Source organism: Sandarakinorhabdus limnophila DSM 17366, from assembly GCF_945882885.1.
GTDB lineage: Bacteria > Pseudomonadota > Alphaproteobacteria > Sphingomonadales > Sphingomonadaceae > Sandarakinorhabdus > Sandarakinorhabdus limnophila_A.
In genome coordinates this window covers 20,952-41,625 of sequence record NZ_CAMCWT010000021.1, presented here as the reverse complement: position 1 = coordinate 41,625, position 20,674 = coordinate 20,952, and the positions used below count along the sequence as shown (strand labels likewise).

The 20,674-nt window shown below is 65.5% G+C and carries 22 protein-coding genes; 8 read left to right on the top strand and 14 right to left on the bottom strand.

Going from position 1 to position 20,674, the window contains the following annotated elements; all coding sequences use genetic code 11:
- The coding region (locus tag Q7O19_RS06595; RefSeq protein WP_303809405.1) for a pitrilysin family protein at positions 1 to 1,508 on the bottom strand (1,508 nt) is incomplete at its 3' end.
- Positions 1,509 to 1,570: 62 nt separating this feature from the next.
- Between Q7O19_RS06595 and Q7O19_RS06590 the strand changes: the two genes are divergently transcribed.
- Positions 1,571 to 3,223, top strand: coding sequence for a M28 family peptidase (locus Q7O19_RS06590; protein ID WP_303809404.1), 1,653 nt, complete (start codon positions 1,571 to 1,573; stop codon positions 3,221 to 3,223).
- 4 nt (positions 3,224 to 3,227) lie between these two features.
- Here Q7O19_RS06590 and Q7O19_RS06585 read toward each other — a convergent pair whose 3' ends face one another.
- From Q7O19_RS06585 to Q7O19_RS06565, 5 genes are all read right to left on the bottom strand, one after another.
- Positions 3,228 to 4,292 carry a 5-(carboxyamino)imidazole ribonucleotide synthase gene (locus Q7O19_RS06585; protein ID WP_303809403.1) on the bottom strand — a complete coding sequence of 355 codons (1,065 nt, stop codon included), beginning with the start codon at positions 4,290 to 4,292 and terminating at the stop codon, positions 3,228 to 3,230.
- Entirely contained in the window at positions 4,292 to 4,795 is a 504-nt protein-coding gene (gene purE, locus Q7O19_RS06580) for a 5-(carboxyamino)imidazole ribonucleotide mutase (RefSeq protein ID WP_303809402.1), read from the bottom strand. The genes Q7O19_RS06585 and purE overlap by 1 nt, the downstream gene beginning before the upstream one ends.
- A gap of 91 nt (positions 4,796 to 4,886) precedes the next feature.
- Complete coding sequence (locus Q7O19_RS06575; protein WP_303809401.1) at positions 4,887 to 5,078, bottom strand: hypothetical protein; 192 nt, start codon at positions 5,076 to 5,078, stop codon at positions 4,887 to 4,889.
- Between the two features lie 36 nt (positions 5,079 to 5,114).
- Positions 5,115 to 5,408, bottom strand: coding sequence for a TetR family transcriptional regulator (locus Q7O19_RS06570; protein WP_303809400.1), 294 nt, complete (start codon positions 5,406 to 5,408; stop codon positions 5,115 to 5,117).
- Between the two features lie 134 nt (positions 5,409 to 5,542).
- A complete protein-coding gene (locus tag Q7O19_RS06565) occupies positions 5,543 to 5,917 on the bottom strand; it encodes a DUF4345 family protein (RefSeq protein ID WP_303809399.1) in 375 nt (124 codons plus the stop codon).
- 101 nt (positions 5,918 to 6,018) lie between these two features.
- On the opposite strand from Q7O19_RS06565, the gene Q7O19_RS06560 reads away from it, so the two are divergent.
- Both Q7O19_RS06560 and Q7O19_RS06555 read left to right on the top strand, forming a co-directional pair.
- Positions 6,019 to 7,065 (top strand): MBL fold metallo-hydrolase, encoded by a 1,047-nt coding sequence (locus Q7O19_RS06560; RefSeq protein ID WP_303809398.1) that lies wholly within the window; start codon positions 6,019 to 6,021, stop codon positions 7,063 to 7,065.
- Between the two features lie 24 nt (positions 7,066 to 7,089).
- Positions 7,090 to 7,713 (top strand): YoaK family protein, encoded by a 624-nt coding sequence (locus Q7O19_RS06555; RefSeq protein WP_303809397.1) that lies wholly within the window; start codon positions 7,090 to 7,092, stop codon positions 7,711 to 7,713.
- On the opposite strand, the gene Q7O19_RS06550 is transcribed toward Q7O19_RS06555, so the two are convergent.
- The 4 genes from Q7O19_RS06550 to Q7O19_RS06535 are packed head-to-tail and all read right to left on the bottom strand — an operon-like array spanning position 7,710 to position 10,951.
- Positions 7,710 to 8,360, bottom strand: coding sequence for a 2-hydroxychromene-2-carboxylate isomerase (locus tag Q7O19_RS06550; protein ID WP_303809395.1), 651 nt, complete (start codon positions 8,358 to 8,360; stop codon positions 7,710 to 7,712). The two genes, Q7O19_RS06555 and Q7O19_RS06550, sit on opposite strands and share 4 nt — an antisense overlap.
- The gene (locus Q7O19_RS06545) at positions 8,357 to 8,767 is read right to left on the bottom strand and encodes a DUF1330 domain-containing protein (protein ID WP_303809394.1); all 411 of its coding nucleotides are present in this window, start codon (positions 8,765 to 8,767) and stop codon (positions 8,357 to 8,359) included. The genes Q7O19_RS06550 and Q7O19_RS06545 overlap by 4 nt, the downstream gene beginning before the upstream one ends.
- A gap of 5 nt (positions 8,768 to 8,772) precedes the next feature.
- A complete protein-coding gene (locus Q7O19_RS06540) occupies positions 8,773 to 9,678 on the bottom strand; it encodes a haloalkane dehalogenase (protein WP_303809393.1) in 906 nt (301 codons plus the stop codon).
- A complete protein-coding gene (locus tag Q7O19_RS06535; RefSeq protein ID WP_303809391.1) occupies positions 9,653 to 10,951 on the bottom strand; it encodes an MFS transporter in 1,299 nt (432 codons plus the stop codon). Before Q7O19_RS06535 ends, Q7O19_RS06540 begins: the two co-directional genes overlap by 26 nt.
- A 91-nt stretch (positions 10,952 to 11,042) precedes the next feature.
- Here Q7O19_RS06535 and Q7O19_RS06530 point away from each other — a divergent pair, with 91 nt between their 5' ends.
- From Q7O19_RS06530 to Q7O19_RS06510, 5 genes are all read left to right on the top strand, one after another.
- Positions 11,043 to 12,476 (top strand): NAD-dependent succinate-semialdehyde dehydrogenase, encoded by a 1,434-nt coding sequence (locus Q7O19_RS06530; protein ID WP_303809389.1) that lies wholly within the window; start codon positions 11,043 to 11,045, stop codon positions 12,474 to 12,476.
- 41 nt (positions 12,477 to 12,517) lie between these two features.
- Positions 12,518 to 13,246, top strand: coding sequence for a 3'(2'),5'-bisphosphate nucleotidase CysQ (locus Q7O19_RS06525; protein ID WP_303809387.1), 729 nt, complete (start codon positions 12,518 to 12,520; stop codon positions 13,244 to 13,246).
- Positions 13,247 to 13,362: 116 nt separating this feature from the next.
- Positions 13,363 to 14,292, top strand: a complete 930-nt coding sequence (locus tag Q7O19_RS06520) for a hypothetical protein (protein WP_303809386.1) — start codon at positions 13,363 to 13,365, stop codon at positions 14,290 to 14,292.
- Positions 14,289 to 14,825, top strand: a complete 537-nt coding sequence (locus tag Q7O19_RS06515; RefSeq protein WP_303809384.1) for a DUF2141 domain-containing protein — start codon at positions 14,289 to 14,291, stop codon at positions 14,823 to 14,825. The genes Q7O19_RS06520 and Q7O19_RS06515 overlap by 4 nt, the downstream gene beginning before the upstream one ends.
- Before the next feature lie 92 nt (positions 14,826 to 14,917).
- Positions 14,918 to 16,084, top strand: coding sequence for a glycosyltransferase (locus Q7O19_RS06510; protein WP_303809383.1), 1,167 nt, complete (start codon positions 14,918 to 14,920; stop codon positions 16,082 to 16,084).
- Here the strand turns inward: Q7O19_RS06510 and Q7O19_RS06505 are convergent.
- The 4 genes from Q7O19_RS06505 to Q7O19_RS06490 all read right to left on the bottom strand — a co-directional run bounded on the left by Q7O19_RS06505 (position 16,081) and on the right by Q7O19_RS06490 (position 20,596).
- Entirely contained in the window at positions 16,081 to 16,248 is a 168-nt protein-coding gene (locus Q7O19_RS06505; protein WP_303809382.1) for a hypothetical protein, read from the bottom strand. The two genes, Q7O19_RS06510 and Q7O19_RS06505, sit on opposite strands and share 4 nt — an antisense overlap.
- A 57-nt stretch (positions 16,249 to 16,305) precedes the next feature.
- Positions 16,306 to 17,442: an aminotransferase class I/II-fold pyridoxal phosphate-dependent enzyme gene (locus tag Q7O19_RS06500; RefSeq protein ID WP_303809380.1), complete on the bottom strand. Its 1,137-nt coding sequence runs from the start codon at positions 17,440 to 17,442 to the stop codon at positions 16,306 to 16,308.
- Positions 17,443 to 17,482: 40 nt separating this feature from the next.
- On the bottom strand, positions 17,483 to 19,405 hold the full coding sequence (locus Q7O19_RS06495; protein WP_303809379.1) for a S41 family peptidase: 1,923 nt from the start codon (positions 19,403 to 19,405) through the stop codon (positions 17,483 to 17,485).
- A gap of 87 nt (positions 19,406 to 19,492) precedes the next feature.
- Positions 19,493 to 20,596: an AraC family transcriptional regulator gene (locus Q7O19_RS06490; protein WP_303809377.1), complete on the bottom strand. Its 1,104-nt coding sequence runs from the start codon at positions 20,594 to 20,596 to the stop codon at positions 19,493 to 19,495.
- Between the last annotated feature and the right edge of the window lie 78 nt (positions 20,597 to 20,674).

Here is a 20,674-nt window from a genome sequence, read left to right as displayed (position 1 = left end):
CGCTCGATCGCCGGCCATTGCAGCAGCGGCGGTTGGCCCACGGCGGGTTCGGCCATGCGGGCCGGGCCGATGGCGGGCGGGGAGCTGGCGGCCACCTTGGGCGGCGGCGGCACCTCTTCGGCGGCCGGCCGTTCGCCGGGCAGTACGGTCTGCACATAGGCGCTGGTGGTCAGCCACGCACGCGCGGCGGCCTGCACATCGGCGGGGGTGGCACCTGCATACCAGGCGAGCTCCGTGCGATATTGTTCGGGATTGCCGGCATAAACCGCGCCTTCGGCCAGCGCGACGGCCTTGCCGCCAAAGCCGCCCACGGCTTCGAGGCCGCGGATGGTTCCGGCGACATTGCGGGTTGCCACGCGGCCCACTTCATCAGCGCTCGGCCCCTTGGCGATGAATTCCGCCAGCGCCTGCTTCACTGCGGCTTCTACAGCTTCCGGCTTCACGCCAGGCGCCAGCGTCACCTCGATTTCAGCCATGCTCACCTTTTCAAAGGCCTGCACGCCGCCACTCACCGACACGGCGAGCTTCTTCGTCCGCACCAGTTCGTTGTACAGCCGCGATGACGATCCGCCGGCCAGCACCGTCAGCGCCACATCGGTCAGCACGGCGGCGCGGTCGAGCCGGCCCGGCACCGGCCAGTGCAGCGAAACGCGCGGCGTCGGCACCTTGTCGTACAGGGTCTCGCGACGTTCCGTGGTCCAGCGCGGCACCGGCGCGTCGAGGCGCTTCACCTCCGGGCCCCGGTTGATCGGCCCAAAATATTTCTCGACCAGCGGCCGGGTAGACTTCGCATCAACATCGCCGGCCAGCACCAGCACGGCGTTGTTGGGGCCATAGTTGGCGCGGAACCAGCTCTGCACATCGGCCAGGCTCGCGCCGTTCAGATCTGCCATCGAACCGATGGTGTCGTGATGATAGGGGTGGCCTTCTGGGAACAGCGCCTTCAAGGTGGCATAGCCGGTCAGGCCGAATGGCGCGTTGTCGCCCTGGCGCTTTTCATTCTGCACCACGCCGCGCTGGGCATCCAGCTTGGCCTGCGTCACGGCGCCAAGCAGCCAGCCCATGCGATCGGACTCCAGATACAGCGCCAGATCGAGCGCCTGGGTCGGCACATTTTCGAAATAGTTGGTGCGATCGAACCAGGTGGTGCCGTTGGCGTCCGTCGCGCCCACATCCTCCAGCTTCTTGAAGAACACGCCGTCGTTGTTCTCGCTGCCATAGAACATCAGATGTTCGAACAAATGAGCAAAGCCGGTCTTGCCACGGGGCTCGTCCTTGGAACCGATGTGATACCAGACACTGACGGCCACGATCGGCGCCTTGCGATCGGTATGGACGATGACGCGCAGGCCGTTGGGCAGGGTGAACTGTTCGTAGGGGACCTGCACCTGACTCACCAGCGCAGCGAAGCTGGCCGGTTGGGTGGCGGGCACGGCACCGGTCTGCGCCAGCACCGGTTGCACCAGCATCGTGGTGGCAGCCAGTGCCACCAGAAAATTGCGGATCATCGACAAAACCTCACTCAATCTTGCAGATTGCACAGGTTTAGCCTGCCTGATACGCAACGCCAATGATTAAGCATACGCTCCTCGTCTCCGCCGCCCTGCCGCTCATCGCCGCAGCCGCTCCCGCCCCCAAAGCCGATCCGCTGGCCGCGTCGTTCCGCGCCCATGTCGCCTTCCTGGCCGATGATCTGCTGGAAGGCCGCGGCATCGGCTCGCAAGGCCACGAGATTGCAGCCAATTATATCGCGCAGCATTTCGCCCGCCTGGGCCTGCAGCCCGCCGGCGATAAGGGAACGTGGTTCCAGCGCGTGAACTTCGCCGAAAGCCGCTTCGCCAGCGAGGGCGAGACCGCGGTGATGGAAACCGGGGCGGGCAAGACAATCACGCTCGAAAATGGTGTCGGCCTGGTGCTGTCCCCCGGCGATCTCGCCGGCCCGGAAAGCATTAGCGGTGAAATGGTATTCGTCGGCTATGGCCTGCAGGACAAATCGCAGGGCATCGATGATTTCGCCGGCCTTGATCTGAAGGGCAAATATGCCGTGGTACTGTCGGGCGCGCCCGACAGTATGAACAGCGAAGTCGCCGCCCACCTGGCCCGCACCTCCAAGGGCATGGCAGCGCTGCAGGCTGGCGCCGTTGGCCTGATCACCGTGCGCACCCTGAAGGAAGCAGCACGCCTGCCGTGGGAAAAATTCGCACCGCGCGCCCGCCTGCCGCGCCGCGTGCTGCTCGGCTCCGATGGACAGGCGCTGGGCGATGGCGCCGGCCTGAAGGTGCGCGCCAGCATCGATGATGCCGCCGCCGCCGCCATCTTCGCCGGTTCCGCCATGAGCTTTGCCGATGTGCAGGCCGCGGCTGCCAAGGGCCCGGTGAAGGGCTTCCCGTTGCAAGGTCGTTTCAAGATCAACCGCGCCACCAAGCTGGAACGTATTTCCAGCCCCAACGTGCTCGGCCTGCTGCCCGGCACCGACAAGACGCTGGCCGCCGAGATCGTGGTGATCTCCGCCCACAGTGACCATGTTGGCGTGAAGGCCAATCCCAAGCCCGGCGAAGACCGCATCTTCAACGGCGCCATGGACAATGCCAGCGGCACCGCCACGATGATGGAAGCCGCCACCGCGCTGGTGAAGGCGCCGCCCAAGCGCTCCGTGCTGTTCCTCGCCACCACGGCAGAGGAATCCGGGCTACTGGGTGCCGATTATTTCTCGCGCCAGCCCACGGTGGACGTGAAGCGCATCGTGGCCGATGTGAACATCGACATGCCGATCCTCACCTGCGATTTCGGTGATGTGGTGGCCTTTGGCGGTGATCGTTCAACGCTGGGCCCCACGGTCGCTGCCGCCGCTAAGGCGATGAAGCTGGGACTGTCGCCCGATCCGCAGCCGGAAGAAGCGGTGTTCACCCGTTCCGATCACTATCCGTTCGTGCGCAAGGGCGTGCCTTCGGTGTTCCTGAAGACCGGCTGGACCGACACCAAGGGCGGCATGGCCTGCAAGGACGCCGAACGGGCGTTCCGCCTCAACAGCTATCACGAAGTATCGGACCAGCTCGATCTGCCGTTCGATTGGGCCGCCGCCGCAAAGTGGAGCCGGCTGAACACCGACATCATCCGCCGCATCGCCAACGGCACGGCCGCGCCGCGCTGGTATGAAGGCGATTATTTCGGCGCCGCCTTTGCGCCGACTGCACCGAAAGCGCCGAAGCCGAAAGCGCGCTGAGCCGCTATTTCCCCAGTCGGGTCACATGGCCCATCTTGCGGCCAGGCCGGGCCTCGGCCTTGCCGTACAGATGCACATGCGCCGTGGGGTCGGCCATCAGGCACGGCCAGTCTGCCACATCGTCGCCGATCAGATTGGTCATCTCGATACGGGATGACATCAGCGCTGTCGGCCGCAGCGGCAGGCCCACCACGGCGCGGACATGGTTTTCAAACTGGCTGGTGGCGCTGCCCTCGATCGTCCAGTGGCCGCTGTTGTGCACGCGCGGCGCAATCTCGTTGAAGCGCGGGCCATCCTTGCAGGCGAAGAATTCGGCGGTCAGCACGCCGATGTGGCCCAGCTTTTCCGCCACGGTGCGGGCCAGTTGCACGGCTTCGGCGGCTTGCGCGCGCACCAGTGCCGGCGGCGGCAGCGTGGAGGTGGCAAGAATGCCGCCCTTGTGCAGGTTCACCGGCACCGGCCAATCAACGATGCTGCCATCCTGCCCCCGGCACAGGATCACGCTATATTCATGGGCAAAACTCACGAAGCCTTCCAGGATCGCCGGCTGGCCGCCAATCGCTGCCCACGCGGCATCGGCATCGCCCGCCGCCATGATCCGCGCCTGGCCCTTGCCATCATAACCGAACCGCCGCGTCTTCAGGATCGCCGGCAGGCCGACCTGTGCAATGGCCGCATCCAGCGCCTCGCGGCTGTCCACCTTCGCCCAGGTTGCCGTGCGCCCGCCCAGCCATTCAACAAACTGTTTTTCGGCCATGCGGTCCTGCGCGACTTCCAGACTGTGCGCGCCGGGGTGGACAGGCACATGCGCCGCCAGCTGCCGCACCGCCTCGCGGTCGACATTCTCCCATTCCAGCGTCACCACATCCACGGCGGCCGCAAAGGCCTTCAGCGCCGCTGCATCGCCATACTCGGCCCGCGTGGTGAACGCCGCCACTTCGCTGGCCGGCGTGTCGGCTTCCGGCGCAAAGATGTGGCAGCGATAGCCCAGCTCGGCTGCGGCCAGCGCCAGCATGCGGCCCAATTGGCCGCCGCCCAAAATGCCGATGGTGGAGCCGGGTGCCAGCATCAGGGCAGATCATCCGACGGGGCCAGCGCCACCGCGTCCGTCTGCGCCTGCCGCCACGCTGCCAGCCGGCCGGCCAGTGCCGCATCATTCAGCGCCAGGATGGCCGCCGCCTGCAACGCCGCGTTCACCGCGCCGGCCTTGCCGATGGCGAACGTGCCCACCGGCACGCCAGCCGGCATCTGGACGATGGAGAGCAGGCTGTCGATGCCCTTCAGCGTTTTCGATTCCACGGGCACGCCCAGCACCGGCAGCGCCGTCATGCTGGCGGCCATGCCCGGCAGATGCGCCGCGCCGCCCGCGCCAGCGATGATCACATTCAGGCCTCGGGCCGCAGCGCCGCGCGCGTAATCGAACAGACGATCCGGGGTGCGGTGGGCCGAAACGATGCGGGTTTCGTGGGGCACGCCCAGCGCCAAAAGTATATCGGCGGCATGCACCATCGTCTGCCAGTCAGACTGGCTGCCCATGATGATGCCAACCAGCGGTGCCGCGTCGCTTGCCATGGCAATTCTGCCCTTTTTGCCCGGAACCGGGCCGTTGTAAAGCGCCACGCTTTAACCGCCAGCCCCAGCCGGCGCAAAGAAAATCAGCCGGTCAGCTCTTGGCCGCCAGCAAGGCTGCCACGGCCGCTTGGATCACCTGCACGGCGCCGGCATGATCCTGCCGCTGGCGATCGCGCAGCCGGCCATAGGCTTCCAGGCTCAACCACAGATCAAGCTGTTCGAACCACAGATGATCGGCCTTGACGTCGGGCGGCACCGCGCCTTCCAGCCGGGCGCGCAGCATCAGCGTGAGCGCATCCAGACCATGGTTGAGCAGCGGCTAGCGCTGGCGATGCATGTCGGCCGCGCGGCGATAGGGCAGCACGGTTTCGAACATCTCCATGCGACGGGCCATCGCCTCGCCAACCTGGCCCTGCCAGCTGCTGGCCTCATAGGGCCGGGAAAGATGCGTGTAGCTCCGGCCGATCCGTTCGATCACCGCCACATACAGCCCGTCCATGTCGCCGAAATGGCGGAACACTGATCGCAGGCCCACCCTGGCGCGGGCGGCAATTGCCTCCGCACCGGGGATGCCCTGATCCTCATCCACCAATGCGATCACGGCATTGATCAAACCCCCGATTGAACGCGATTCACCTCTGCCACCACTGCGATGGCGTTTCCACCTGGAAGCTGTAACCTTATATCATTAAGTTTCGGTTTTAGCGCCCGACAGAGGCGAAAGCGCGCCTGATTGAAGCCTGCGGATCAGCGCGTGAAGCTGCGCCGCGCCAGCAACAGCGCCACAATCATCACGGCTTCGGCAATCATCGGCGGATAAGCGGTGGGTGCGGCGCCATCCAGGGCCAGCGATATCGTGCGGCCACTGATGGCGATGGCCAGCAGCAGCAACGGCACCTGCAGCGCCTTGTCATCCTTCTTCACCGCCCCGATCAGCGCAAACACGCCCCCCGTGATGAAGAAACCGGGGAAATCGGCCCGCAGCGTTGCCAAGCCCTGGCTGCCCAGCGGTGACAAGAAAAACTGCCCGGCCAATCGCGCCGGATTGAGCAGGAAGCCCAAGCCGATCGCAATATTGAACACCGCGATCAAACCGATCGCCACCCGCATCACGCCTGCCATATCCCATATTCCCCAAAATGTTGGCGGCCACCCTATCAGGCCGGCGCGCACTGAAAACCAGTCCATTGTCAGAAGGTCGGCTTGCGCCTAGCATGCGATTCATGCGCCGTCTCCTGTTGCTTCTGTTGATCCTCGCTGCTGTGGGCGGGCTGTGGTTGCAACGCGCGCCGTTGGGCGAATTTGTGTTCAGCCAGATTGCCGAGCGCCGGGCCGGACGCAATACGCTGGCCGCCTATGGCGACGGCCTCACCCTGATCTTCTGCGGCACCGGTTCCCCCGTGCCCGATCCGCAGCGCGCCGAGGCGTGCCTGATGGTGCAGGCCGGTGACAATCTGCTGCTGATCGATGGTGGCGATGGCGGCGTGCGCAAACTCGCCGGCTTTGGTGTGCCGCTGGGCGGGCTCGATGCCGTGCTGCTCACCCATCTGCACAGCGATCATATCGAAGGCCTGGCCCCGGCGCTGCTGCTGCGCTGGGCCGGCAGCGCGGCGCGCACACCGCTGCCGCTGATCGGCCCGCCCGGCACCAGCGACGTGGCCGCCGGTTACAATCTGATGCTGAAGGCCGATGCCGGTTATCGCACCGCCCATCATGGCGAAGCGATCGTGCCCACCGGCGGCGGGCAGTTTGCCGGGCAGGATCTGGGCCCCGGCGTGGTGTGGAACCGCGATGGCCTTGTCATCACCGCCTTTGCCGTCGATCACACGCCCATCGCTCCCGCCTATGGCTATCGCATCGCCTACAAGGGCCGTACCGTGGTGGTGAGCGGCGACACTGGCGTCACCCCGGCCATCCCGCAGGCCGCCAAGGGCGCGGACGTGCTGATTCACGAAGCCCTGCAGCCAAGGCTTGTTGCCGCCATCACCCGCGGGCTGGCGAATGCAGGCCAGCCGCGCACCGCGCAGATCACCCGCGACATCCTCAATTATCACGCCTCGCCCGAACAGGCCGCCACCGCCGCCGCCCAGGCCGGCGTGCAGATGCTGATGCTCACCCACATCGTGCCGCAGGTGCCGAACCGTTTCTTCGAAGCCGCCTTCCTGGGCGACGCGGCGCAGCGTTTTTCGGGGGCGATCCGGATCGCCCGCGATGGCAGCGTGCTGCACCTGCCGGCCGGCAACCGCGAGATCGCGGAAGACCGGCTTTGACCGCACCCACACGCGGGTGAGCTGATGCACGATCATCCGCGCCGCGATCAGGCGATTGCCGCCGCGCTGGCGGCGCTGGCCGGCTATGTCGATGCCATCGGCTTCATCGCGTCGGGCGGCCTGTTCATCAGTTTCATGAGCGGCAACAGCACGCGGCTGGGCATTGGCCTTGCGCAAGCCAGCCAGTTCGCCGCGCTGGCCGGCAGCCTGCTGGCAGCGTTCGTCGCCGGGGTGACGCTGGCCACACTGATCGGCCGCCGCCTCGATGGCAAACGCCGGCGCGGGCAATTGCTGCTGGTGGCCGCGCTGCTGGGCGGCGGTTTCACGCTCGGCCAGGCCGGCTTCATCTGGCCAGGCCTGTTGCTGGCGGCGATGGCAATGGGCGCCGAAAACTGCGTGTTCGAAACCGGCGGCGACGTGCGGATCAGCCTCACTTTCATGACCGGCAATCTCGTCAAGATCGGCCAGCGGCTGGCGCTGGCGCTCAGCGGCGGGCCGGCACTGGCCTTCCTGCCGTGGCTGCTCTTGTGGCTGGCGATGATCGGCGGCGCCGTGGCCGGGGCGCTGGCCTGGCCCGTGCTGGGCATGGCCAATCTCGGCATCGCTGCCGCCGTCGCCGCCGGATTGGCGCTGCTGATCGATCTTTAACGGGCCTGCAGCCCCTTCTGCTTGAGCCGCCAGACCAGTTGATCAAAGCGATCCTGGCCAAAGAAGGGCTCGCCTTCCAGCGCCATCAGCGGCACGCCATAATGGCCGGCGGCGCGCTGGGCGTCCTGGTTGGCCTCAATCTGGCCACGATAATGATCGGGGTTGGCAGCCAGGGCGGCATCGAGCGTGGCCAGATCAAGCCCGGCGCGGGTTGCCGCCTCGGCCAGATGATCGCCCTCGTGCCAATCGTCCACCGTGCCCGACCAGATAGTGTGGGACACCGCGCGGATGAACTCCAGCCCGCGCCCGGCTTCCGTCGCAGCAATGCCAAGCTGCGACAGGCGGTGGATGTGCGGCTGTTCCGGCGGATAGAGCCGGGTCGCCGGGTCCATATAGACCGGGTCGGGCTTGGGCCAGCGATAGGGCATGCCCAGAAACTCAGCCTCGCGATACGTGTCCTTCATCAGGTAGAACACCCACAGCGGATCGACCTTCTGGAAGAAATCCGCCTGCCGCACCGCAATCGGATAGACGATGCGCACGGTGCAGGTGACGTCGTGGCTGGCCACCAGATCGACCACGCGCGGCAGCAGCAGATAGGAGTAGGGCGAACGGAACGACCAGAAGAGATCGAAATTCAGGCTCATTGCGGCGCCTTCGTGCGGATGTTCAATTGCCCGGCCAGGCCGGCATAACGGTGGATCTCGATCGCCTGATATTCGGGCAGCGCCACCATCTGCAGCATCGCCTGCGGACTGGGGTAATAAGCCAGCGCGACGGCATCCCACATCTCCTCGACATCGCCGAGCAATATCCCCGACACCGGCCCGGAATAGACCACCCGGCCGCCAACCTTTTCAAGGCAGGCCACCACGCCGGCGCCATAGCGATCATAGGCGTCGCGCCCCGAAAGCTCAGGATCGCGCCCATCGGGATAGGTCGCCTTGTCCTTGAACTTCAGCATGTTGACCATGACCATCGCGCCATGATCGGCATCGCTGAAAAACGCCTGCGCCAGTTCCGGCCGCGGCGCGGTTTCGTTCTTCACCTGCATGTGTCTTACCCCCGGTTGATGTGATCAAGGATGATGCGCACGAGCTCCTCGGGCGCATCTTCCTGCAAAAAATGCCCGCCGCCCTGCACGATCGTGTGCGGCTGGCCCTTGGCGCCGGGCACGCTTTCGATGAAGATTTTCTCGCCGCCGTGGGTGACGGCGTCCTTGTCGGAAAAACAGGTGACGACGGGCTTCTCGAAACGGCCCAGCACCTCCCACGCCGCCTTGTTCTCAGGCACGCTGGCGTGTTCCGGCGTGATCGGCACCAGGGTGGGGAATTGGCGGGCGCCTTCCTTGAAGCTTTCATCCGAGAAGGGCGCTTCATAGGCGGCAACTTCGGCGGGCGTCAGATCGCGGGTGCAGCCGCCGTTGACGATAAAGCCGACCGGGAAGGTTTCCACCCGCTGGCTGAACGCCAGCCAGGCGTTGAAGCCTTCCGACCAGCCGGTGCCGATCGGCAGCCCGGTGTTGCCGATCACCAGCCGGGCAAAACGCTCCGGAAAGGCTGCGACAAGGCGCAGGCCTATGAGGCCGCCCCAATCCTGGCAGAACAGCGTGATGTCGGTCAGGCCTGTCGCCGTCAGCCAGTCGCTCATCCATTCGACATGGCGCTCGAATGTATAATCGTTGCGGTCCGCCGGCTTGTCGGACTTGCCGAAGCCGATCAGGTCGGGCGCCACCACGCGGTGGCCGGCGGCGACCAGCGGCGGCACGAACTTGCGGTAGAGATAGCTCCAGCTCGGTTCGCCGTGCATCAGCAGGATCGGTGCCGCCTCGCGGTTGCCCTCATCAACAAAATGGAGGCGCAAGGGCGTTCCCGTCGCCCGGTCCTTGATCTCCAGATAATGCGGGGCAAAGGGATAATCGGTGAGGCCGGCAAAGGCCTCATCCGGCGTGCGCAACACTCGCATTCATGGCTTCCTTTTGATTGGCCTCGCGGCCCAGTGCGCGTGCACCGAGCCAGAACAACAGCGCCGGGACAAGACCCGCCCACGCCGCGAAATACAGCACGATGCGCACCGATTGCGTACCATATTCCGGCTTCAGTATGTCAGACAATGCACCGAACAGCAGCGGGCCAAGGCCAAGCCCGATCAGATTCTGCGCAAACACCATCCACGCTGACGCCATCGCCCGCGTATCGGGCCGCGCCAGCACCTGCGCCGCGCCATAGGCCGGGCCATAATAGGCCGAATTGGCGATGGTGGGCAGCACGAGCAGCGCAATCGCCAGCCGCCAATCATCGACCATGTAGCCGGCAAACAGCACCGGCGCCGCCAGCACCATCGCCCAGGCCGGCAAGGTGAGCATGTGGCGACGATCCTTCGATCCGAACTTGTCCGCCGCCCAGCCGCCCAGCCAGGTGCCGACGATGCCGGCAATGCCCAAGATCACGCCCACCCAGATTGCCGTCTGCCCAACCGAAAGCTTGTGGGTGCGCTGGAAATAGACCAGCACCCACACGCCCTTGCCATAGCTGAGGAACGCCACCAGCGACGCGCCCGACAGCACCAGGCAATAGGCCGGCGAGGTCGCCAGCAATTTCAGGCTTGCCCACATCGACAGCCGTGGCGGCGCATCGGCCGGTGCCGCGCGGCCAAGGCGCGGATCCTTCAGGAAAAACCACACGAACACCGCCAGCAGCAGCCCGGGTATGCCCACCACCCAGAAGGCTTCGCGCCAGCCCAGCGCTTCCGCCATGCCGCCGCCGATCAGCGTACCCAAAAGGCCGCCAATGGGAATGCCCAGCCCGAAAAAGGCGATGCCGCCGGCGCGTTTTTCCGGCGGCAGGCTGTCGGCAATCAGCGCGTGCGCGGTGGGCGTGCAGCCTGCCTCCCCCACGCCAACCCCGATGCGCGCCAGCAGCAACTGCCAGAAATTCTGCGCCACCCCGCACAGCGCCGTCATCACCGACCACACCGCCACGAACACGGCGATCATCCGGCTGCGGTTGCTGCGGCCATTATCGGCCACCCGTGCAATCGGCACACCCAGCGTGGCATAGAACAGCGCAAAGGCGAGCCCGGTCAGCAGGCCCAACTGGCTGTCAGACAATTGCAGATCACGCGAAATCGGTTCGGCCAGGATGGCGACGATCTGCCGATCGATGAAGTTGAAGATATAGACGACCAACAGGGTCCACAGCAGCAGCCGCGGATGTGGCGCGCCTTGCGGCTTCTCCATCATCATCTCCCCAAACTTTTGTGCAGCCTGCCCTCGCCGCTCTTGGCTGGCAAGCTGGTTCCATTAGAGAGGAAACAAGGAGACTCCCAGCATGACCGTTTATCCTGCCCGCCCTGCCCTGTTCATCGATGGCCACTGGCTCTCCGGCGAAGGCCGCGCCACGCACCAGGTGGTCAACCCCGCCACCGGCGCCGTGCTGGCCGAACTGCCGCTGGCCACCACCGCCGATCTGGATGCCGCCCTCGATGCCGCCGCGCGGGGGTACCCGCTGTGGCGGGCCACATCCGTGGACGAAAAGGCCGCCGTGCTGGCCGGCGCTGCCCGCTTGATGCGCGAACGGGTGGAGATCATCGCCACCACTGCCACCCTGGAACAGGGCAAGCCGCTGGCCGAAGCGCGGGCCGAGCTGGCGTACAGCGCCGCGCTGGTCGATTTCTACGCCGGCGAAGTGCGCCGCAACTATGGCCGCGTGCTCACTCGCCCCACCGGGCAGCGCAGCCTGGTCATCCACGAACCGGTCGGGCCTTCGCTGGCGCTGTGCCCGTGGAACTTCCCGATCCTCAACCCGGCGCGCAAGCTCGCCCCCGCGCTGGCCGCCGGTTGTTCGATGATCATCAAGCCGCCCGAAGAAGCGCCGGGCACGGCCGTTCTGGTGCTGCAATGCTTCATCGATGCCGGCCTGCCCGCCAGCGTCGCCTCGATGGTGTTCGGCGTGCCCGACACGGTCTCGCGCCACCTCATTGCCAGCCCGATCATCCGCAAGATCAGCTTCACCGGCTCCGTGCCGGTGGGCAAGCATCTGATGCGGCTGGCGGCTGACGGCGCCAAGCGGACCACCATGGAACTGGGCGGCCACGGCCCGGTGATCGTGTGGGATGATTGCGATATCGAAAAGACCATCACCATGGTTTCGGCCTTCAAATGGCGCAACGCCGGGCAGGTCTGCGTTTCCCCCACCCGCCTGATCGTGCACGAGGCGATTGCCGATCGCTTCGCCGCCGCCATGGCCACACGCGCCAAGGCGCTCACCATTGGCCCCGGCCTTGATGCCGCCACCCAGATTGGCCCGCTCGCCAACCCGCGCCGGCCGCTGGCGATGGAAAGCCTGATCGGCGATGCGCTGAACCAGGGCGCCACCCTGCTGGCCGGCGGCGAGCGTGTGGGCAGCAATGGCAATTTCTGGGCGCCCACCCTGCTCGCCGATGTGCCGCTGCATGCCCGCCTGATGAACGAAGAACCGTTCGGCCCGGTGGCGCTCATCCACCGGGTCAGCACGATGGAGGACGCCATCGCCGAGGCCAACCGACTGCCCTTCGGCCTTGCCGCCTATCTATTCACCGAGAACGCCCGCACCGCCAATTTGATGGCCGATGCGGTCGAATCCGGCATGGTCGGCATCAACACCATGGCGATGAGCGCGGCGGATTCGCCGTTCGGCGGGGTGAAGGATTCAGGCCACGGCAGCGAAGATGGCCCGGAAGGCATGCGCGCCTTCCAGGTGATCAAGGCCATCCATCAGCATTGACAAGGTTGCAGACGGCCGCCCCGGCTGGCAGGGAGCCGCCCATGACCGACGCCGAACTTGCCCGCCACCTCGCCCACGCCGCCGGGCAGATGCTGCTGGAACTGCGCAGCGGCCCGGCTGAAGGCAAGGCGCTGGGTGCCGAAGGCGACCGCATCAGCAACGCCTTCCTCGTTGCCGAGCTGCGCCGGCTGCGCCCCGATGATGCGATATTGTCGGAAGAAGAAGCGCCCGATCTGGCCCGGCTGCAGTACCGCCGCGTCTGGCTGGTCGATCCGCTGGACGGTACCCGCGAATATGGCGAACGCCGCGACGATTGGGCGGTGCACGTGGCGCTCAGCATCGATGGCCGCATCGCCGATGGCGCGGTGGCACAACCTGCGCTGAATCAGACCATTTGCACCAAGCACCCGCCGGCGCTGCATCCCGAAGCCGCACGCTTGCGCATCGTCCTCTCGCGCAGCCGTCCCGCCGCGTGCGCCGATGCGCTGGCCGCCAGCACCGGCTGCGAACTGGTGCCGATGGGCAGTGCCGGCGCGAAAACCCTGGCGGTGCTGCGCGGGGAAGCCGATGTTTATCTGCACCAGGGCGACATGCACGAATGGGACAGCGGCGCACCCGCTGCGGTGGCCCAGGCCGCCGGCCTATGGGTGAGCCGCATTGATGGCAGCCCACTGGTGTTCAATCAGCCGCGTCCGCTCACGCCTGATATATTGATCTGCCACCCCGGCCGCGCTCCGGCCCTGCTGGCGGCCATCGCGCCGCTGCTGTGATGAACCGGGCATGAGGGAAATAGGGCACCAATCCGGCAAAATCCGCCGCTGCACGGTCGTCAAATTGCCATATTGGGCCTCTAGGGCCGGCGTGAGTTAGGATTTTGGCCCCAGAAATGCTTCGAACCGACGCTGCAACTGCCCCGGCAGGCCCCGATGGCCTGCCGCCCAGCCTGCCCGCCCTGCCGCGCAGCGAACGCGGCTGGACCTGGTGGGTTGGCACCATCATCACGCTTGCCGTGCTGGTGGCCGCAATGTTGCAACTGGCGCAGCTCGATCTGGCACGCGTGGCGGCCATCGTGCCAAGCTCGCCGGCCTTCTGGCTGGTGTTTGCGCTGTCCTATTTTGCCGGGCCGCTCGGCGATTATGCCATTTTCCGCCGGCTTTGGCAGATCCCGGTCGCCGGCTTCTTCGCGCTGCTCAGAAAGCTGATCGGCAACGAACTGATCACTGGCTATGTCGGCGATCTCTATTTCTACACCTGGGCGCGGCAGCGCACCAGCATGACCTCGGCGCCGTTCGGCGCCGTGAAGGATGTTGCCATCCTGTCGGCCATGGCAGCCAATGCCGTGACGCTGGTGCTGATGGTGCTGGCCTATCCGCTGCTTGATACGCTGCATCTCGGCATTGATTCCACGGCCTTCTTCGCTTCGGTGGCGCTGATGCTGGTGATTTCCAGCGGCGTCTTGTTCTTCCGCAAGAAGCTGTTCAGCCTGCCGGCTCGCGATCTCTGGGTTGTCACCTTCGTGCAGACTGCGCGCGTGATCGCCACCTTGGTGCTCACCGGGCTGTGCTGGCACCTGGCGCTGCCGGCGGAATCGGTGGAATTGTGGGTGCTGCTTTCGGCCATGCGCATGCTGCTGTCGCGGCTGCCGTTCCTGCCCAACAAGGATGTAGTGTTTGCCGCACTGGCGGTGTTCATGATCGGCCAGGATGCCGAAGTGGGCGCGCTGATGGCGATGATGGCCAGCCTGCTGCTCGCAACGCATTTGGGCCTTGGCCTGTTGCTGGTGAGCGGCGAAGCGGCTGGATGGCGCAAGAAATGAAGATGGTCTGGCTGGCAGCACTGATGGTGCTGATCCCAGCGGCGGCGTGCGCGCAGGTGGAATCCAATCCCGATCTGGGAAAAGCTGAAGGCCAGTGCCGGCCCAACGAAGCCGGTTCGGCGGTGATCGTGACGGTTGTGGGCCTGAAGGACCGGCGCGGCACCCTGCGCGCCGAGCTGTATCCCGATAATGATCAGGATTTCCTGCAGGACGACAATATCCTGATCAACCAGGGCAAGACCTTCGGCCGGGTGGAAATGCCCTTGCCGCAGGCCGGCGCCGTGCAATTGTGCGTGCGCACGCCCGGCCCCGGCGCCTACACGCTGTCGCTGCTGCATGATCGCGATTCCAATCGGAAATTCGGCCTGTCCACTGATGGCGTGGGCTTTCCGAACAACCCGCGGCTGGGCCTGTCCAAGCCCAAGGCTGCCGACACCCGTTTCCAGGCCGGGCCGGGCCTGACGCAGATTTCCATCCGCCTCAATTACCGCCGTGGCCTGTTCAGCTTCGGCCCGTTACGGGACGGTGATTGATCAGAAGCGATTGATCGGGGCTTGACCGCAGGCGCGGCCCGGCAGATTGACCGGATTGCGCCAACCACAGGTGCAGGAGTATCGCTTCACCAATGCATCTCGTCGACATCTCGGCGCTTTATTCCCCGCAGGGTGGCGGCATCCGCACCTATACCCACCGCAAGCTGGAAGTGGCGGAAAAGCACGGCGTGCGGCTGACCGTGGTGGTGCCGGGCGCCGACGACAGCGTGCGCGAAGTGGGCAAGGCGCGACTGGTCAACATCAAGAGCCCGCGCTTCCCGCTGGATCGCAACTATTTCTATTTCGCCAGTGATCGGATCATCCACGATGCGCTGGATGAATTGCAGCCGGATTTCATCGAGTGCTCCTCGCCATGGGGCAGTGCGGCGGCCGTGGCCGATTGGCCGGGCGCCGCGCCGCGCAGCCTGTTCATGCACGCCGAGCCGCTGTCGGCCTGGGTCTATCGCTATCTTGATGGCTTCCTGCCGCGCCAGACGATCGACCGCAGCTTCGATTGGTTCTGGCGCTATCTGCGCCGGCTCGACGCCCGTTATGATCAGGTGATTTCGGCGGCGCCCAGCCTGTCGAAACGGCTGCGCGATGGTGGGCTGATGCATGTGGTCGACAATGCGCTGGGGGTGGACCCAGGCGTGTTCTCCCCGGCCAATCGTGATGCAGAACTGCGCGCCCGCCTGCTCGCCCAATGCAGCCTGCCGCCAGACGCCACGCTGCTGATCGGCGTGGGCCGGCACAGCCATGAAAAACAATGGCCGATGGTGATCGCCGGCGTGACCGCCGCCAGTTACGGCCGGCCGCTGGGCCTGATCATTCTGGGCGATGGCCATGCCCGCGCCGCCGTGGCGCGCGCGGTTGGCGAGAACCCGCATATCCAGTTGATCGCCCCGGTTCGCGACCGCCCGGAATTCGCCCGCATCCTCGCCAGTGCCGACATGATGGTGCACGGCGCGCCGGCCGAAACCTTCGGCATCGCCTGCGCCGAAGCCCGCGCCAGCGGCCTGCCGCTGATCGTGCCGGATGCAGGCGCGGCCTATGATCAGCTCGAACCGGGCATCGGCATGGCGTTCAAGTCATTGGATGCCGCCAGCCTCGCCAGCACCATTGCAGACGCCATCCCTGGGCTGCCAGCGATGCGCGCCAATGCCGTGGCGGCGGCACCCTTCGCCCGCACCATTGATGCGCATTTCGAAGCGCTGTTCCGCGGCTTTGCCGAAGTGCTGGAGAACCGCCGGGCGGCTTAACGGGTTAGCGCGTAATAGATCACGTAGAACCACGACAGCAGCCCGTGGATGATCACCCACAGCAGCGACTTGTGCAGGCTCCAGCTGATGCTGACGGCTATGGCCGAGCCAAGGCCGATCCCAGTGCGAACCACTTCCCCGCTGCGCAGACGCTGTTCGGCCATATCCTATCTCCCCTGTTGCGCGGCTACACTGCATTAGTTGGACAATACACGCAAGGCTCAGGCGGCGAGCATCGCCCGCGCCCGGTTGAGCCGCGCCGCGCCTTCATCCAGGATGGCATCAGACTTGGCGAAGCACAGCCGGATGAACGGCGTCTGCTGGCCATCGGGCATGAAGGCCGAAAGCGGGATGGCGGCAATGCCGGGATCGATCACCGCAGCCTCGCAGAAATCACGGTCGCCCATCTTGATGCCCGAAGCCGCCAGATCGGCCATCACGAAGTAACTGCCCTGCGTTGGCAGCAATTTCCAGCCGTGGCGGGCAAGATCCGTCACAAGCCGGTCCCGCGCCGTCACAAAACGGACACGGGCGGCCGCAAACCAGGCATCCGGCAGCGCCAGCCCGGCAGCAACTGCGGTCTGCAGCGGCGGGGCGGTGGTGAAAGTGAGATATTGGTGCACCTGCGCCACCCGCTCCGCCAGCGCCGCTTCGGCCACCACCCAGCCCACCTTCCAGCCAGTCAACGCCAGCAACTTGCCGGCCGATCCGATCTTGATCGTGCGCTCCGGCGCCAGGGTGAAGGGCGAGTCATGCGGCGCATCGCCGGTGATCACTTCCTCCCACACCTCGTCGCTGATGATGGTCAGGTCATGCTTTCGGGCCAATTCCACGATGGCCGCCAGCATCGCCGGGCCGGCCATGCCGCCGGCGGGATTGTGTGGCGTGTTCAATAGGATAGCGCGGGTATCCGGCGTAATCGCGGCTGCAATCGCCGCGGCGCTTGCCTGCCAGTCGGGCGGCTGCAGTTCCACCCACACCGGCCGAGCGCCTGCCCGCTGCACCAGCGGCGCATAGGCATCATAGGCCGGCGCGAACAGGATCACCTCATCGCCGGTCCCCGCCACTGCCATGATACTCGCTGCCAGTGCCTCAGTGGCGCCGGATGTGACGATCACCTGTGCCGGCGTAAGGTCCAGCCTCTGCCGCCGGCCATAGAAATCCGCCACCGCACGGCGCAGTTCCGGCAAGCCGCGCATCGGTGGATACTGGTTATAACCCGTTGTAATTGCATCGGCTCCCGCCGCCAGCACCGCATCGGACCAGCCGAAATCCGGAAAGCCCTGCCCCAGATTGATGGCATCATGCTGCCGGGCCAGGCCCGACATATGCTCGAAAATGGTGGTCCCAGCCTGCATCCACGTGTCTTGCCATGTCGGTGGGCGGGGTGCCAACCCCTCAGGCGGCGGGCCGCAACTGATAGCTGTGGCGCATGATGAACGGTTGGCCCGCTGTGCGGCTCATCCGGGTCAGCCGCAGCACCGGGCCATCGCGGGTGAGTATCTCGCGCACCATCACCTTGCGGCCATTTTCCTCGCCGCTGCCATCGGCGACCAGCGTGACGCTGCCATTGGCACCTCGTCGGAATTCGGCGATGGCCATGGTTTCACTGGATTTTCCTCCCTTTATCACCAGCGATTTGCCATCCGGCGTGAAGGACCAGCTCTCGCCGGAGCGCACCGTCTTGCCGGGGCCATCATCGAACGTCCAGGCGATGCTAAGGCCATTGGCGCTCATCAGCGTCGGCAAGGTAACGCGGCTGTCATTGCCATAATCGCGATAGTCGAGCGTGCCGGCCCAGTTGCCGGCCAGCGCGGCGGTGAGCGTGGCGGCGGCATCGACCGGCGGCGCCGGCAGGCTGCGCGCCACTTCCACCGCGCGGTCCCGGCCGGCTTCGAAATCGGCCAGGGTCGGCACTACCTGCACATCGGTGGCGACGCCGCGGCGCGGGGTGAAGGTCTTGATATTGGTGAAGCTCTTGAACTGCGGTATCCGCACCCTGATGGCGCTGGCCGGCAGCACCAGATTGAAGATATTGCCGGCGGTTGGCCCCTCGGCACTGCCCGACGTGTCTTCACCCACCAGCGTCACGGCGCGCTTGTCCTTCAGCCAGGCGATGGTCATCGTCGCGCCGGAGCCGTTCTGCGGCCCAGTCAAGACGGTCAGTCGACCGGTGAAACGCTGGTCGGCCTGCAGCGGCAGGTGTGCGATCTCACTGTCATCATCGTCCGCCTCGTCGGTGCCGGCTGGAATTCTTTCTATTAAACCATCATCGGTGCGCCGATACGCGCCCTCCGGCGGGTTGAACTGCGCCTCGCGATCCCCCCACATCTCGATATATCTGGGCAGGTCGCCAAAGCGGATGGTCTTGGCGCGGACCGAGCGGGTCAGGGTGAACGGCTTGTCGAGCAGGTGCCGCGCTAGGGCGATGGTGGGATCGGTGGAGCCGCCGCCGTTGTTGCGCAGGTCGAGGATCAGATGCTCTGTCCTAGCCGCCTTCATGGCCTTGAAAAAGCCACCCAGGAACGGCGTTGCTGCCACCGGATTGCGATAATTGACGAAGGTGTCGATCTTCAAGCGGGCCACCTTGCCGGCCATGCGCCAGGTGATGCCATTGTAGAATTCATTGCGATACTTGCCGTCGGGCGATGCAAGCTGAGTCCACTGGTCAAAGCTGACCGGGGCGAGCTGGCTGGCCTTAGCGGCCGCTTCTCCCGGCATCTTCCACGCGATATCCCACTGGCTGGGCGCTCCGAACAGGCCGGGCCAATATTCCTCCAGATCGCTGCCGCCCAGGTCGCTGTCGTCGGCGATCTTCACCGCAATCGCCTTATCGGTTTCACCATCATAGGACACCAACGGCGCCACAGCGTTTAGGATCTGCGGTACCTGCCGGCCGTTGATGGCGGTGATTTCGGCGCCTTTGGGCAGCGCACCCGATACCACGACCATCCGGCCTTCGATCAGCTTGAAACGCAGCGGCAAGTGGCTGGCGTTGGTCTGGCGCCATTTTGCGATGGCGTCGGGCAATTCGGGCTTGGAATGATCGCAATGGATGCTGGCCACCATGCGCGCGATCTCGCGGTGCAGGGCAAGCGTGCTGATCGGTTGCTTCGCCTGCGCCTCCAGCCGGGCGAAGCTGGCATCCACCTGCGCCTTGGACACATAGCGATAGAGGCCGGGGTGGATCGTCTCCAGCGCCCGCCGCATCAGCGCGACATCGCTGCTGGCCTGCGCCGGGGTGAGCATCGGGTTGGGCATATCAGCCGCGATTGCGGGAGCAGAGGCAAGCAGGGCGGCGAGCAAGGCCGTGCGGATCATGGCGGGTCTTTCGGTTCGGGTTGACGCCCTACCCACTCCCCGATTCGGTAGCGCAGATCGCCCGAAACGCTGAACTTTGCGCGATTTTCAGGATTTGAGACGTCCCTGAGACGCTCTGGCATGCGTTGGCGTCATGCTGGCAAATTCCGCGAAGGCCCGGTTGAAGCTCGCCTTGGAGCGGAAGCCGGCATCCATCGCCATGGTCAGAATGGCGCGCGTGTCGGCCGGATCAGCCAACCACGCCTGCACCTGCCGTACGCGCCGCCGGTTGATCACCACATTGAAATTGGCGCCAAGCCCTTCATTGAAGGCGCGGGCGAGATAATTGCTGTTGGTGCCCAGCGCGCGGGCCAGGCTGGCGGCGGTCAGGTCAGGATCGCGCCAAAGGCCCTTCGCCTCGATCTCGGCCTCAAAGCGCCCACCCAGTGCCGCCCAGTCACGGCTCGCCAACACCGCCTCCTCCACCGCATCGGCGGGGACGGGATAGCGCATGGCGGCATGGCGCCAGCCCTCCACCCCCAGATAGATCACCAGCCCCGAAAAGATCACATACAGCCAGAACTGATCGAAATAATTGCGCGTTGGGTCGCGCACGTTGGCGATGAAGAAGCCCAACCACACCAAGCCGACCAACCCCAACGCCAGCAGGAAATTTCGGATCCAGTCGGGATCGAAATCCACCGCGTCGGTGACATTCTCGCCCAGCCAACGGCGATAATCGGCCCAGCAGCGCCAGGCCATGCGGCCATAGACGGCGAGGCTGACGAACGTCGCCACCCGCAAGGCTGGCGCGATGATTGGCGCCATGGCAACCGTGTCCCACCACTTCTTGGCTTCAAGCGGGAAGGGAAACACCAACGCATCGGCGGCGAACTGCACCGCCACGGGCAGGAAATGCGGCCACACCCGCTCGGGTGGCCGGCCACAAAGGGTGGTCGCATGAAGCCAGAGCAATGGCCCGAACGCCAGCGTATAGCTGAATGGCGCGAAGCTGAGCCATGGCCACTGATCGTAAAAGCCGGCAAAGCCGATGATGTAGGGCATGATCAGCGCCGCCACGGCCAGGATCAGCAAGGCCAGCCATCGATTGGCCGCGCGATTGCTGGCACTGCGCCACAGCATCAGCGCCAGCACCAGGCCCTGTGCCGTGCCCACAGCCAAGCTTATGCTCAACACGCCAAATTGAATCATGCGGTGCCAACCCTCACACAATCGCGGCATTGCCGCCAGCAGGGGCGCAGGTTAGCTTTTCGCCACAATTGCCTGGGG